Below are 13,549 nucleotides of genomic sequence, written 5' to 3'. Positions count from 1 at the left end.
GCCGATGGTACTGCAGGGGGGACCCTGTGGGAGAGTAGGACACCGCCGGACACCATTCACGATGGCCACCCAGAAATGGGTGGCCATCGCTGTTTAACCACCACCTCGGATCCCCGTTGCTCACTGGAGCGCGGTGCGGGTTAGGGTGGTGCGACGGTTACGGCCGTCCTCCCCGCCTTCGGGTGGGTCAACTCCACAGAGCATCACCACGACAGGCGAGGAACGCATGGACGACTCAGGATCCGACCGCAACGACCGGGACTCCGGACGTCGTGACGAGCGGCCGCCTCGCGCCGGCGGCCCCGGCCGCTCCTCGAACGATCGCGGCGGTTCGGGCGACTCCCGCCCCCGCCGCGACGGTGATGCTCGTCCTCCCTATCGTGGCGGTGGCGACTCCCGTCCGCAGCGTGATGGGGACTCTCGTCCTCCGTATCGTGGTGGTGGGGACTCCCGTCCGCAGCGTGATGGGGACTCCCGTCCTCCTTACCGTGGCGGTGGCGATTCGCGTCCGCGGCGTGATGGGGACTCGCGTCCTCCGTACCGTGGTGGTGGGGACTCCCGTCCGCAGCGCGACGGGGACTCCCGTCCTCCTTACCGTGGCGGTGGCGATTCGCGTCCGCAGCGTGATGGGGACTCGCGTCCTCCGTACCGCGGTGGCGGCGATTCCCGTCCGCAGCGCGACGGGGACTCTCGTCCTCCTTACCGTGGCGGTGGCGATTCGCGTCCGCAGCGTGATGGGGACTCGCGTCCTCCGTACCGCGGTGGCGGCGATTCCCGTCCGCAGCGTGACAGTGACTCTCGTCCTCCTTACCGCGGCGGTGGCGATTCGCGTCCGCAGCGTGATGGGGACTCGCGTCCTCCGTACCGCGGTGGCGGCGACTCTCGTCCGCAGCGTGACAGTGACTCTCGTCCTCCTTACCGCGAGGGTGGGGATTCCCGTCCTCAGCGCGACGGGGACTCCCGTCCTCCTTACCGTGGCGGTGAGGACTCCCGTCCGCAGCGGGACGGTGACTCGCGTCCTCCCTATCGCGGTGGCGACTCGCGTCCGCAGCGGGACGGTGACTCTCGGCCTCCCTATCGCGGTGGCGAGTCGCGTCCCCAGCGTGACGGGGACTCCCGGCCTCCTTACCGTGGAGGTGGGGACTCGCGTCCGCAGCGGGATGGTGACTCCCGCCCTTCCTACCGTGGTGGTGGCGACTCTCGTCCGCAGCGTGACGGGGACTCGCGTCCGCCGTTCCGCGGTGGATCGCGCGATGGGGGAAGCCGGCCGTGGTCGGACGATCGTCGGGGCGGCGGAGACCGCCAGGGCGGCGGACGCGGACGCGAGGGCTTCGGCGGCGGACGCGGCGGCCCCCGCGAGGAGCCGGAGCTCACCGAGGAGGAGCGCGAGCGGCGCTCCCTCCAGTCGGTGCGTCCGCGCCACGACGACCCGGACCTTCCGGACGACGTGCAGGCCAAGGACCTCGACAAGGTCGCCCGCAACGAGCTGCGCACGCTCTCGAAGGACAACGCCGAATGGGTCGCCCGTCACCTGGTGATGGCCGGCCGCCTCCTCGAGGAGGACCCCGAGCTGGCGCACCGCCACGTGCTCTCGGCGGCTCGTCGCGCGGGACGCATCGCCGTTGTCCGCGAGTCGCTGGCCATCTCGGCGTACGCGACGGGCGACTTCGCCCTGGCGCTGCGCGAGCTGCGGACCTTCCGTCGGATCTCCGGCTCGGACGAGCAGGTGCCGCTGATGGTCGACTCCGAGCGCGGCGTCGGCCGACCCGACAAGGCGCTCGAGCTGGGACGGTCGATCGACCGCACCACGCTGAGCCCCGGCGCGCAAGTGTCGCTGGCCATCGCCATGTCCGGCGCCCGCCTTGACCTCGGCCAGGCGGAGCTCGCTCTCATGGAGCTCGAGATCCCGCAGCTGGACCCGGACCGCGCGTTCTCGTACAGCCCGGATCTCTTCGCCGCCTACGCACTCGTCCTCGAGGAGGTCGGCCGCTCCGAGGAGGCGGCCGAGTGGCAGCGTCGCGCCGACATCGCGGCGCAGGCCGTCTTCGCGGCCGAGGGCGGCGGTGACGACGAGACGATCGAGGTGATCGAGGAGGAGCACGAGTCGGCCGACGCCGCGTCCGCTCCCGATCGCGCCGAGGAAGGGACCGCGGTCGACGACGCGGATGACTACCTGGACGACGAGGACGAGGACGACCCGACCGCCGTCGACGACGCGGACGAGGACGACGCCCGGCGGACCGTCTCCGAGGAGATCGCCGACGGTGACGACGCGGACGCGGACGACGCCGATGCGACCGCTGGCGCCGAGGCCGACCTCGTCGACACGGACGAGCCGACCTTCGCGGACGAGTCCCTCGAGTCCGACGATCTCGCCGAGACGGACCCGGATGAGGCTCTCGACTCGGCGGAGCCGACCGCCGACGATTCGGTCGAGCCCGCCGACGCCGCTGAGACGGCCGGTTCCCCGGACGCCCGCGAGACCGACGAGTCCGCCGAGCCCGCGGACAGCGGCGAGCCCATCGACTCCGACGAGCCGACCGACACAGAGGAGCCGACCGACTCCGACGGGCCGACCGACTCCGCGGACACCGACGAGCCCGCCGACACCACCGAGTCCGCCGAGCCCACCGAGCCCGCCCACGTCGACGAGTCCGTCGCTACCGACGAGCCCGTCACGACGACCCGCCCCACCACGCCCGCCGACACCATCGAGGAGGACGCCGATGTTCCGCAGCAGCAGGACTGAGCCCACTCCGCTCGACGGCCGCGACTCCGTCCTGGCCGACCTCGACGGGGTCGTCTACAAGGGTGCCGACGCGATCCCCTTCGCGGTGGAGAGCCTCAACCGAGCGGCCGAGACGCTGCGGGTCGGCTACATCACCAACAACGCCTCCCGCACGGACGCCTCCGTCGCCGGGCACCTCTCCGAGCTGGGGCTGAGCGTCCGGCCCGAGGACGTCGTCACCTCCCCCCAGGCGGCGGTCGTGCTGCTCGCCGACCTGGTGCCGGCCGGCTCGACGATCCTCGTCGTCGGGGCGGAGGGCCTCACCTCCGAGGTCGAGCGCGCCGGGTTCACCGTGACGCGCAGCGCGGAGGACTCGCCGGCGGCGGTCATCCAGGGCTTCGCGCCCACGGTCGGCTGGGAGCAGCTGGCCGAGGCCTCGTTCGCGCTCCACACGGGGATCCCGTGGGTCGCGACGAACACCGACTGGACGATCCCCGTCGCGCGCGGCATCGCCCCGGGCAACGGGACCCTCGTCTCGGCCGTGCACACCGCGGTCGGCCGGCTCCCGGTCGTCGCGGGCAAGCCCGAGCGGGCCATCTTCGACGCGGCGACCGCGCGCTTCGGCTCGACGAACCCGCTGTTCCTCGGCGACCGGCTCGACACCGACATCGCCGGCGCGAACGGCGCCGACATGGAGAGCGCCCACGTGCTCACCGGGATTGACCGGGCCAAGCAGCTCCTCGCCGCGGAGCCGAAGCTCCGGCCGACGTACATCCTCGGCGACCTGCGCGAGCTGCACCTGCCCTACCCGGCGACGACGGTCTCGCGGAACGGCACGCACGCCGTCCGCGGCGCCAAGGTCCGCCTCGACGGCGACTCCGTAGTGATCGTGGACGCCGGCGACGACGCGACCGATCTGCTCCGGGCCGCCTGCTCGGTGATCTGGTCGTCCGGCCGCGCGATCTACGGCCTCGACGTGCCGGAGTCGCTCTACAGCTGAGCCTGCTCGGCGGGCTCCCGGCTTCCCTCGCGGCGCAGGAGCCCGTCGAGCCGGCCGGCCAGACCGACCGCGACGATCGCGATCAGCGCGGCGTACGAGAAGGTCGCGGCGAAGACCCCGGTCCCGGCCCCGATCAGGCCGGTGACCGCCGCCGCGAGGAGGCCCGTCAGCGCGAGGGAGACCGAGGCGCCGGTCGAGTCGGCGATCTGCAGGGCCGAGCTGTTGAAGCCCTCCCGGCCCGGAGCGGAGAGCGCGAGCGTCATCGTCCCCATCCGCGGGAACATCGTGCCCATGCCGCCGCCGGCCAGGAACCAGCCCACGCCCGCGACGATCGGGCTGAGGGCGAGCACCGTGACGAGCAGCACGACTCCGATGCCGGCGAGCACGAGCGACGAGCCGAGCCGCATCGCTCCGCCGTGGCTGAGGCGGGTGCCCGGGCGTCCCTGGATGTTCGAGCCGAGAGCCCAGGAGACGGCGCCCGCGGTGAGCATGGCGCCCGAGAGCCAGGGCGGCAGGCCGTACTGCTCCGAGAGCAGCAGCGGCAGGTAGACCTCGGTGCCGAAGAACGCCGCGGCGACGAGGGCGCGGAGGAGGATCACCGACGGCAGGACGCCCCGAGCGCGCAGCGTGCCGTCGGGCAGGAGCGCGCGAACCGCCACGACCACGACCACCACGGCGGCCGCGGCCAGGAGCCCGGCGAGATCGGGCGCGAGCTCGGCGCTCGTGCTCAGCACGACGACTCCGGCCGAGACGACCACGGCGCGGGCGATGCGGCCCACTGCCCGGCGGTCGAAGGGGAGGCGCTCGCGCGGCTCGAGCGAGCGGAGCGTCGGCGCGATCGCAGCGCTCGCGAGGGCCACCAGGGCGACGACTCCGAAGAAGACCCAGTGCCAGCTCACGAGCTCGGCGACGACTCCGGCCACCAGCGGCCCCACCAGCGACGGCACGACCCAGGCCGCGGCGAAGGCGCCGAAGATCCTCGGATGCAGCTCGCTCGGGTAGACCCGTGCGACGAGCACGTAGAGGGTGACGGTGATCCCTCCGCTGCCCAGCCCCTGCAGCAGGCGGGCCGCCACGAAGACCGGCATCGACTGCGCGGCACCCGCGGCGACGAGACCCAGGGTGAAGAGCAGGATCGCGACCACGAGCGACGGCGTCGGGCCGCGGCGGTCGGCCGAGGAGCCGGCCGCGACCATCCCGACCACGGCGGCGGCGAGCGTCGCCGCGAAGGCCAGGGGGTAGAGGGCGCGGCCGTCGAGGTCGGCGCTGACGATCGGCATGATCGTCGTCACGGCGAGCGACTCGAACGCGCAGAGGAAGACGAGGCTCGTCGTTCCGATGGTCGTCAGGAGGAGGGGAGCCGAGGTGATGCCGCGGCGATCACGAGAACGCACCTGCTCAACAGTACGCCGAGCGCAGAGCCGGTCAGCGGTAGACGGCCCAGTCGTCCTTCGCGAGCACCGTCGGGGTGCCCTCGATCTCGACCAGCCAGCCGCGGTCGTCGCGCTCGAGGTAGCGCCCCTGCACGATCTCGGGGGCCCAGCCGCCGTCGCGGGAGGAGATCCAGCGGACGAAGCGGACGGTGCCTCCGCGCCGGAACAGTGTGCCGTTGTGGTCGCTCATGCGGGGATCTTCTTCACGGAGAGGTCGTCGGGCGACGAGGTTTCGGGGAGGAGGTGGAGGCCGAGGCGGCCGTTCGAGGCGTTCGAGAGCTCGCGCAGCCAGTGCGGGTTCAGCTCGATCGCGGCGGTGCCGTCGTACTCGTAGCGGGTGGGGATGCCGGGGTGGAGCCACAGTTCGGACCGGCGGCCCTCGGCGTCCTCGATCGTCAGGAGGAAGCCCTCGCCGCGGCGGAACCGCGAGGTGATCACGGTCTGGAGGTGGGCCAGGGCGCGGTCCTCGAAGGAGTGCGAGCTGGCGGGTGCGCCGTAGAGCAGTTGTCCCATCGCGCGCACCTCCTCACCGTCGGCGGCGCACGGAAGGCGTGCCGCACGGTCGACACTAGGTATTGCTAAGTCGGTTGACTAACAGTCTCGGCGCCGACTGCGCTTTCGGGACACACGCCGTCCGATCGCCGGAGAAGTGGTTCGATGGGGGCAGCGAGTTCCCGTCCGGGGCGCCTGCCGCTCGGAAGGTGCACCTCGATGGACGCTCGGCCAGACCTGTTCGCTCTGCTCGCGCGATTGCGCACGGCGGAGCGCGACTACGACGGCCGCGTGGAGCGCCGCCTGGGCATCGGCGCCACGGATCTCGCGGCCCTGCGGCTGATCGGGGTCGGGGAGCGGCGCGACGAGATCGTCCGCGCCGTCGACCTGTCCGCGGCCCTGTCGATCACGACGGCGGCCGTCTCCCTCCTCGTCGACCGCCTCGCCCGCGCCGGCTACGTGAACCGCACTCCCGACCCGTCCGACGGCCGCGGCCGCATCCTCTGCCTGACGGAGCGCGCGCAGAAGGCCATCGTCGGCACCGACGACCCGACCTACGAGCAGATCCGCGCGATGGTCGCGAAGGTGCCCGAATCGGAGGCCGCGACCGTCGCGGTGCTGCTCGACGGCCTCAGCCGCATCCTCGAGGGGCAGCCGCCGCCCGAGCTCGTCGACTGATCAGCGCTGCAGCGTGGCGCTCGGCGACTCGCCGAACCGCTCCGCGTAGGCCGCGCTGAAGCGGCCCGCGTTCCCGAAGCCCCAGTGCCGGGCGACGGCGGCGACCGTCGTCCCGAGGGGCGGACTCACGGCGAGCTCCTCCCGGGCGCGGTCGAGCCGCACCAGGCGCAGGTAGGCGATCGGGCGCATCCCGAGCACCCGCTGGAACGCGGACTGCAGGCCCCGGACGGTCAGGCCCGACGCCGCCGCCATCTCGGCGGGGCCGATCGGCTCGCTGCAGTGGGCGTGCACGTACTCGACGGCCGTGCGGATCCGTGCGTTCCGGGGGGCGAGGAGCTCGGGCGGGACCGGAGCGGACTCCGGAGGGTAGAGGTCGAGCAGCGCGGAGGCCGTGGCACGGGTGAGCTCGTCCCAGAGCAGCTGCTCGACGCGCTCGCTGCGCAGCGCGCGGGCGGAGTCGGCGACGGCCGTGCGCCACCGGCGGATCGCCGCGGCGTCGGGGCGGTGCTCGGAGTCGAAGACGAGGGACCCGACGAGGCCCCGCTCGGCGGCGACCCGGTCGACCACTCCCCGGTCGAGGTGCACCAGGCGCTGGTCGAAGTCGACGTAGTCGAAGGCGAACGGCCGGCCGACGGGGAAGAGGACTGGACGGTTCTCCTCCATCGCGATCGAGGCGCGGCCGACATCGATCCGGGCGGAGCCGCCGACGATCCACTGCACGACGACGTCGTCCGAGTCGCCCACGCCGCCCGCGAGGCGCCCGGACATCCGCGAGGTGCGGAGGGTCATCCCGCCGTCGCCGATGGCCGCGTAGCGGTAGCTGAAGTCGGCCGCGGTGGTGGCGGCGCGCCACTCGTCGCCGTTGTAGAGCCGCGCGAGGCTGTGCCGCGCCTCGTCCGGATCCTCGCCGCGGGCCTCGAGCCGGACGCGAGGGTGGTGATCGTCCACAGGTCGTTCCGGTGCCTCAGCGCGTGAGGCGCTCGATGAGCTCGCGGTAGCGCGCGGCCGTGCGCTCGACGATCTCGGACGGGAGGGTCGGCGGGAGGCCCTGGCCGTCCCAGTTGTCGGAGAGCCAGTCGCGCACGATCTGCTTGTCGAACGAGCGGCCGCGGATGCCGGCGTCGTAGTCGTCGGCGTCCCAGTAGCGGGAGGAGTCGCTCGTGAGGACCTCGTCGCCGAGGGTGACGACTCCGGTCCCGCGGTCGACCCCGAACTCGAACTTCGTATCGGCCAGCAGCACGCCGCGGGCCAGGGCGATGGTGGACGCCTCGCGGAAGACCGCGAGCGAGAGGGTGCGCAGCGCCTCCGCGGCCTCCTCCCCGACGATCTCGACCGTGCGCTCGAAGGTGATGTTCTCGTCGTGCTCGCCCTGCGGGGCCTTCCACGCGGGGGTATAGATCGGCTCGGGGAGCGCGTCGCCGTCCTGGAGGCCCTCGGGGAGCGGGACGCCGCAGACGGAGCCCGTCTCCCGGTACTCCTTCCAGCCGCTGCCGGAGAGGTAGCCGCGCACGACGCACTCGATCGGGAACATGTCGAGCGTCTTCACCAGCATCGACCGGCCGCGGACCGCCTCGGGGATCGCGCCCGGGATCAGATGGTTGGGGACGTCGGAGAGCTGCGCGAACCACCAGAGGGAGAGCGTGGTCAGCAGCTCGCCCTTGCCGGGGATCCCGGGCTCGAGGACCGCGTCGTACGCGCTGACCCGGTCGCTGGCGACGACGAGCATGCGGTCGGCGCCGAGCACGGGGTCGGCGTCGTCGGGGGTGTAGAGGTCGCGCACCTTGCCGGAGTAGGCGTGCTGCCAGCCGGGCAGCGGCACCGTGGTGTCGAAGGACAGGGAGTCGTCGCGGGTCACCGCACCATTCTCCCCGATCCGGGGGGCTCCGCGGCTCCTGAAGACCTCCTGTGTCCTGGCGGATCGGGGCTGTCAAGCACGCGCGGTCGCCGATCCCGCGCACCTAGCGTCGAGACATGACTTCGCAGAACGACCAGACTCCGCAGAACGACCAGTACACGTTCCAAGACCCGACCGCGATGTTCGCCGACATCGACACGGAGGCCCAGTACCAGGAGGGCTCCGGCCTCGACTCGAAGATGGACGACCCCGCCGACCGCGGCGAGTCGACCTACCGCGGCTCCGGCCGCCTGACCGGGCGCAAGGCGCTCGTCACCGGAGGCGACTCGGGCATCGGCGCGGCCGTCGCCATCGCCTACGCCCGCGAGGGCGCCGACGTCGCGATCGTCTACCTCCCCGAGGAGGAGTCGGACGCGAAGAAGGTCGTCGCGCTGATCGAGGAGGCCGGACGCACCGCCGTCGCCATCCCCGGTGACATCACCGACCACGACTTCGCGGTGGGCGCCGTCGCGAAGGCCGTCGAGGGCCTGGGCGGACTCGACATCCTCGTCAACAACGCGGGCAAGCAGCAGCACGTCGAGGACTTCCTCGAGCTCTCGGACGAGCAGTTCGACGAGACCTTCAAGACCAACGTCTACGCGATGTTCTGGATGACGAAGGCGGCCGTGCCGCACCTCGCCCCGGGCTCCGCGATCATCAGCACCTCGTCGATCCAGGCCTACCAGCCGTCGCCGATGCTGGTCGACTACGCCAGCACGAAGGCCACGATCAACACGTTCTCGAAGGCGCTCGCGCAGCAGCTCGCGCCCAAGGGGATCCGCGTGAACGTCGTCGCCCCGGGCCCGATCTGGACGCCGCTGCAGACCGCGGGCGGCCAGCCGTCCGACAAGCTGCCCGAGGTCGGCTCGCAGACGCCGCTCGGACGCTGGGGTCAGCCGGCCGAGCTCGCTCCCGCCTACGTGTTCCTCGCCTCCCCGGAGTCGAGCTACGTCGTCGGCGAGACGCTGCACGTCAACGGCGGCATGCCCACGCCGTAACACTCGGCGCTCACGGCGGGCCCGGTCGCGGAGCGGAGGAACCTCTTCCGCGCCGTGGCGGGGCCCGCCGTTTTGGTTGTCGTAACAATCGACTGCTGTGCAGGTTCGTGCGCAAGAGTCGGTGCATGACCGATTCCCTGCCGATCCTCGACCTGTCCCGCCTCGACCGGGGGGAGGCGGAGGCCGCCGCCTTCCGCCGCGACCTCCGGGAGACCACGCACGACGTGGGCTTCTTCTACCTCGTCGGCCACGGCGTGCCCCAGGACCTCCTCGACGACGTCGTCGCCGTCTCCCGCCGCTTCTTCGACCTGCCGGAGGAGGAGAAGCTCGCGATCGAGAACACCCTCAGCCCGCAGTTCCGCGGCTACACCCGCTTCGGCGCCGAGCTCACCAACGGCGACGTCGACTACCGCGAGCAGGTCGACATCGGCATCGACCGACCGGCCGTTCCCGCCGGGCCCGGCGTCGCCGACTACGAGCGCCTCGAGGGGCCGAACCTCTGGCCCGAGGCGCTGCCGGAGTTCCGCGAGGTCTTCGAGCGCTGGCACGCGGAGCTCGCGGCGGTCGCGATCCGGCTGCTGCGCACCTGGGCCGTCGCGCTCGACGCCCCGGAGGACGTGTTCGACGAGGCGTTCGCCGAGCGGCCGTTCTCGCTGGTGAAGGTCGTCCGCTACCCGGGCACCTCCGACCCGGAGCCCAAGCAGGGCGTGGGCGCGCACCGCGACGGCGGCGTGCTGACACTGCTGCTGGTCGAGCCCGGCAAGGGCGGCCTGCAGGTCGAGCACGACGGCTCGTGGATCGAGGCACCCGCGATGGAGGGCGCGTTCGTCGTCAACATCGGCGAGATGCTGGAGCTCGCCACGGGCGGCTACCTCAAGGCCACGCTGCACCGCGTGATCTCGCCGCTGATCGGGACGGACAGGATCTCGATCCCGTTCTTCTTCAATCCCGCGCTCTCGGCCACCATGCCCTCGCTCCCGCTGCCCGAGGAGCTCAAGTCCGGCCTCTCGGTCGACCCGACGAACGCGCCGATCCTCGAGACCTACGGCGAGAACGCGCTGCGCTACCGCCTCCGGGCCCACCCGAACGTGGCGGCCGTCCACCACGCGGACCTGCTCGCTCCCACCGTCTGACCCGGGAACGACGAAGGGCCCCCTCCCGCGCGAGCGCAGGAGGGGGCCCTTCGTCGTCAGTGCGTCAGCAGCGCGCGGCGGCCACGGGGACCGTCGCGGTGAACGCGGGCTGGCCGGTCGCCGATCCGGTCACCGTCACCGTGCCGGCCGGCATCGAGGCCAGGCGGGTGGTGAAGGCGGCGGAGGCGGACGAGCCGGGAGCGACCGCGGTGAACGACTTCGAGCCGTAGGCCGAGGTGATCGTGACGTCCGCGGCAGCGGTATCGGTGTTCTTCACGGTCGCGGTGAGCACGATCTTGCCGGCGACGCAGCGCGTGGCGACCGCGGGGACGAGCTCGAGGGTGTCCAGCGGGACGACGGCCGAGACCGACGTGCGCACCAGCTTGTCCGCGTACCCGGTGTAGGAGGCCGTGACGCCGGTCACGTCCGCCGGGACCGAGACGCTCGCCGAGCCGCCGGAGAGCGGGACGGTCGAGGTCCACGAGCCGCCGGTGAAGGTGACCGAGCCGACGACGTCGCCCTTGTCGGCCGCCGCGACCGTCGCCGTGACCGTGCGGCCGTCGGCGGTGAGGGTCGTGGTGGAGTCGACGGCGGTGACGCCGGTCCAGTTCTTCATGGCGGTGAGGACCGTCTGCGGGACGCTCACGAACGCACCGTGCCGCGGGCTGGCCGGGAGGCCGGCGCGGCTCTTGGGCGAGACGTTCCAGTCGGCCGACTGCGAGAGGCGGTTCGTCTGCGAGCTGCCGGCGATGGCCGCTCCGGAGGTGAGGAAGGCCTTGTAGCCGCCGTCGCCGTAGTTGTCGACGAGGAACGCGTAGCCGTCGCCCGTGCCGGTGGTGTCGTTCGGGTCGCCCGCGTTCAGCTTGATGATCTCGGGTCCCTCACCGGCCTGGCCGGTCTCGAGCGAGGTCATCCGGGTGTCGGTGAGCTGCCAGGTGGTGTTCGGGTCGGCACTCCAGTTCGAGGAGGTCGTCCCGGCGGTCAGGACCTTCGACTTCTCGAGGAAGATGTCCTTTCCGGCCTCGAGGGTGCCGGCGGCGCCGCCCTCCTCGTTCTTGGTGAAGCGGTAGTAGTAGTCGCCGATCTTCGTGATCGTCGAGTCGATCCGCGCGTAGCCGGTGTCCTGCCAGGTGGCGGGAGGAGCGGTGAAGGTGCGGAAGTCGCGGGTGATCACGGAGAAGACGCGGGCGTAGAGCTTGTCGCTGTTGGTCTTCGTCGCGTCGGAGTAGAGGCGCGAGGAGAAGAACACGACGTAGGACTGCAGGGCGTCGTCCCAGTACGCCTCGGGCGCCCAGGTCATTCCGGCGGCCGGCTGGTTCACCGTGATGCCGGTGTCGGCGCCGTTGGTGCGGGTCCACTGCACCAGGTCGGTCGACTCCCAGACCTCGATCTTCAGGCTGCCCTTGGACTGGGCGTCGCCCCAGCCGGTGCCGCAGGAGATGCAGAGGTCGGTGGCGACCATGTAGTACTTGTCGCCGTTGTGCGAGCGGAGGATGAACGGGTCGCGCAGGCCCTTCGTGTCGGTCGTCGAGGTGATGACCGCCTTCCCGCCGTTGACCGGCGAGAAGGTGAAGAAGTCGTTGCCCGAGGTCGCGGCCTGGTAGATCTTCTCGTCGCCGTCCGACTTGAAGTACGCCGAGGCGTAGCCCGCGTCGGGAGCGGTGCGGCCGAGCTCGGCGACCGTCAGCGTGAAGGCGCGCGTCTCGGTGACGCCGTTGAGGGTGGCCGTCGCGGTGAGGGTGACGGTCCTGTCTCCGGAGCCGTAGGCCGGCCGGGTGACGACGCCGCCGCCGCGGTAGGGGTCGGCCGCGCCGACCGCCGGAGCCGCGTAGGAGGTGTTCGTCGGCGTGACGAGGGCCGGGTCCGAGGAGGTCCAGGTGATGTCGGTGCCGTTCCGGGCGCCCTTCACCGCGAGGGGGAGGTTCTCGGTGGTGCGCGTGGCGAGCTTCAGCGCGTCGAGGTCGTCGTTGATGCTCGGGGCGAGCACGACCACCTCGAAGGCGATCGTCGCGCCCTGGGCGGTGGTCGCCGTCAGGGTGACCGGGGTGTTCTGCGCGATCGAGCGCGAGACGACGCCGGTGGTCGAGACGACCGCGCTGTTCGAGGAGGTCCAGGTGAGCGGGACGCCGCTGCTGGAGGCGGGCAGCGTCAGGTTCGAGGAGACCTGGGCCAGCGACGGGTTGCCGGCCAGCAGGACGGGCTGGATGTCCGAGCGCAGCAGGGCGGAGGTCGCGGACGCCTTCGCCGCGGCGGTCGGCATGCTCGAGGCGACCTGCTCGGCGGTGAGGGAGGTGTCCCAGAACTTCACGTCGGTGACGTCGGCGGTCACGAGCGCGTCGCCGGAGTAGAGCGAGCGGCCGAGGTAGCCGAGCGTGGACCCGGTCGGGACGATGCTCGCCATCGACTTCGTGGTGTTCGCGGTCGAGATCTGCGTGCCGTCGCGGTAGAGGGTCAGCACGGTGCTCGACCCCGTGCCGGTGCCGACGAGCGTGAGGGTCGTGAACCCGGGGTTCAGCGTGCCGCCGAACGGCATGCGGGTCTCGCCGTTGCTGGTGGGCTCCTTGACGCGGATGCCCGCGAGGACCTGTCCGCTGGGCGAGCCGTCCGGGTTGCGCGGGTTCACGAAGACGTGGTTGCCGAGCTGCGTGGTGTTCCACGGGCCGACGCCGTCGCCGATGACCCAGCCGAACTGGTTGGCGGTGGTCTGCGTCTTCACCGTGTACTCGACGGCGAACGCGTTGTCGGCTCCGGTGACCAGGCCCTGGGGGAGGCTCGCGTAGCCGTCGTTCTTGAACCGGGCGACCTGGTCGCCGCCGGCGTTCGCGAAGGACGCGTCGGTGAGGCCGGTCAGGGTGGCGTTGCGTCCGTTGCCCGAGATGTCGAGCAGGGCCGAGCCGGCGTGGGACATGTCGTAGTGCGCGGTGGGCGCCGGGACGTCGACGGCCTGCGCCGAGACGGGGACGAGAGCGCCGGTGAGGGCGACGCTCGTGCAGGCGAGAGCGGAGAGGAAGAGGGATCGCACGCGGCGCCGAGGCGCGGCGGCAGGGGGCTCCGGGGAGCGTCGTCTCATCGTCGAGACCTTTCCTTCAGGGGAGGGATGCGTCGAGCCGAGGGGACCGACGCGTCTGTTCACGTTAACATGTGGACCGCCTCAGAGCCATGGGGGAATTGCTCGGGCGTCGGGAGCGAACCA

12 protein-coding genes are annotated in these 13,549 nt (G+C 71.9%); 5 read left to right on the top strand and 7 right to left on the bottom strand.

Going from position 1 to position 13,549, the window contains the following annotated elements; translation table 11 throughout:
- Positions 1-235: 235 nt before the first annotated feature.
- A complete protein-coding gene (locus C5C57_RS17760) occupies positions 236-1,423 on the bottom strand; it encodes a hypothetical protein (RefSeq protein WP_146082403.1) in 1,188 nt (395 codons plus the stop codon).
- Between C5C57_RS17760 and C5C57_RS18485 the strand changes: the two genes are divergently transcribed.
- Positions 1,409-2,749, top strand: a complete 1,341-nt coding sequence (locus C5C57_RS18485) for a hypothetical protein (protein ID WP_181069133.1) — start codon at positions 1,409-1,411, stop codon at positions 2,747-2,749. The two genes, C5C57_RS17760 and C5C57_RS18485, sit on opposite strands and share 15 nt — an antisense overlap.
- Complete coding sequence (locus C5C57_RS08790) at positions 2,727-3,728, top strand: HAD-IIA family hydrolase (protein WP_104226795.1); 1,002 nt, start codon at positions 2,727-2,729, stop codon at positions 3,726-3,728. The genes C5C57_RS18485 and C5C57_RS08790 overlap by 23 nt, the downstream gene beginning before the upstream one ends.
- Here C5C57_RS08790 and C5C57_RS08785 read toward each other — a convergent pair.
- Genes C5C57_RS08785 through C5C57_RS08775 form a run of 3 tightly spaced genes read right to left on the bottom strand, consistent with a single transcriptional unit; the run spans position 3,719 to position 5,674 of the window.
- Positions 3,719-5,122 carry an MFS transporter gene (locus C5C57_RS08785; protein WP_104297509.1) on the bottom strand — a complete coding sequence of 468 codons (1,404 nt, stop codon included), beginning with the start codon at positions 5,120-5,122 and terminating at the stop codon, positions 3,719-3,721. The genes C5C57_RS08790 and C5C57_RS08785 overlap by 10 nt on opposite strands.
- A gap of 31 nt (positions 5,123-5,153) precedes the next feature.
- Positions 5,154-5,351 (bottom strand): hypothetical protein, encoded by a 198-nt coding sequence (locus tag C5C57_RS08780; RefSeq protein WP_068256013.1) that lies wholly within the window; start codon positions 5,349-5,351, stop codon positions 5,154-5,156.
- Positions 5,348-5,674, bottom strand: a complete 327-nt coding sequence (locus C5C57_RS08775) for a hypothetical protein (RefSeq protein WP_104297508.1) — start codon at positions 5,672-5,674, stop codon at positions 5,348-5,350. Before C5C57_RS08775 ends, C5C57_RS08780 begins: the two co-directional genes overlap by 4 nt.
- Before the next feature lie 198 nt (positions 5,675-5,872).
- On the opposite strand from C5C57_RS08775, the gene C5C57_RS08770 reads away from it, so the two are divergent.
- Positions 5,873-6,331: a MarR family winged helix-turn-helix transcriptional regulator gene (locus C5C57_RS08770; RefSeq protein ID WP_181027163.1), complete on the top strand. Its 459-nt coding sequence runs from the start codon at positions 5,873-5,875 to the stop codon at positions 6,329-6,331.
- Here C5C57_RS08770 and C5C57_RS08765 read toward each other — a convergent pair whose 3' ends face one another.
- Together C5C57_RS08765 and C5C57_RS08760 are read right to left on the bottom strand one after the other, a co-directional pair.
- The gene (locus C5C57_RS08765; RefSeq protein ID WP_104297507.1) at positions 6,332-7,279 is read right to left on the bottom strand and encodes a helix-turn-helix domain-containing protein; all 948 of its coding nucleotides are present in this window, start codon (positions 7,277-7,279) and stop codon (positions 6,332-6,334) included.
- A gap of 16 nt (positions 7,280-7,295) precedes the next feature.
- On the bottom strand, positions 7,296-8,186 hold the full coding sequence (locus tag C5C57_RS08760) for a phosphoribosylaminoimidazolesuccinocarboxamide synthase (protein WP_258072736.1): 891 nt from the start codon (positions 8,184-8,186) through the stop codon (positions 7,296-7,298).
- A 116-nt stretch (positions 8,187-8,302) separates the two neighbouring features.
- Between C5C57_RS08760 and C5C57_RS08755 the strand changes: the two genes are divergently transcribed.
- Together C5C57_RS08755 and C5C57_RS08750 are read left to right on the top strand one after the other, a co-directional pair.
- Positions 8,303-9,223, top strand: coding sequence for a glucose 1-dehydrogenase (locus C5C57_RS08755; protein WP_104223791.1), 921 nt, complete (start codon positions 8,303-8,305; stop codon positions 9,221-9,223).
- A gap of 125 nt (positions 9,224-9,348) precedes the next feature.
- Positions 9,349-10,356: an isopenicillin N synthase family oxygenase gene (locus C5C57_RS08750; RefSeq protein WP_104297506.1), complete on the top strand. Its 1,008-nt coding sequence runs from the start codon at positions 9,349-9,351 to the stop codon at positions 10,354-10,356.
- 64 nt (positions 10,357-10,420) lie between these two features.
- On the opposite strand, the gene C5C57_RS08745 is transcribed toward C5C57_RS08750, so the two are convergent.
- Entirely contained in the window at positions 10,421-13,378 is a 2,958-nt protein-coding gene (locus C5C57_RS08745) for an immunoglobulin-like domain-containing protein (RefSeq protein ID WP_258066444.1), read from the bottom strand.
- Positions 13,379-13,549: the final 171 nt, after the last annotated feature.

The organism is Rathayibacter sp. AY1C5 (assembly GCF_002931705.1).
Taxonomy (GTDB): Bacteria; Actinomycetota; Actinomycetes; order Actinomycetales; family Microbacteriaceae; genus Rathayibacter.
The sequence above is the reverse complement of the archived record's forward strand: the minus strand, read 5'-3'. Positions and strand labels throughout refer to the sequence as shown.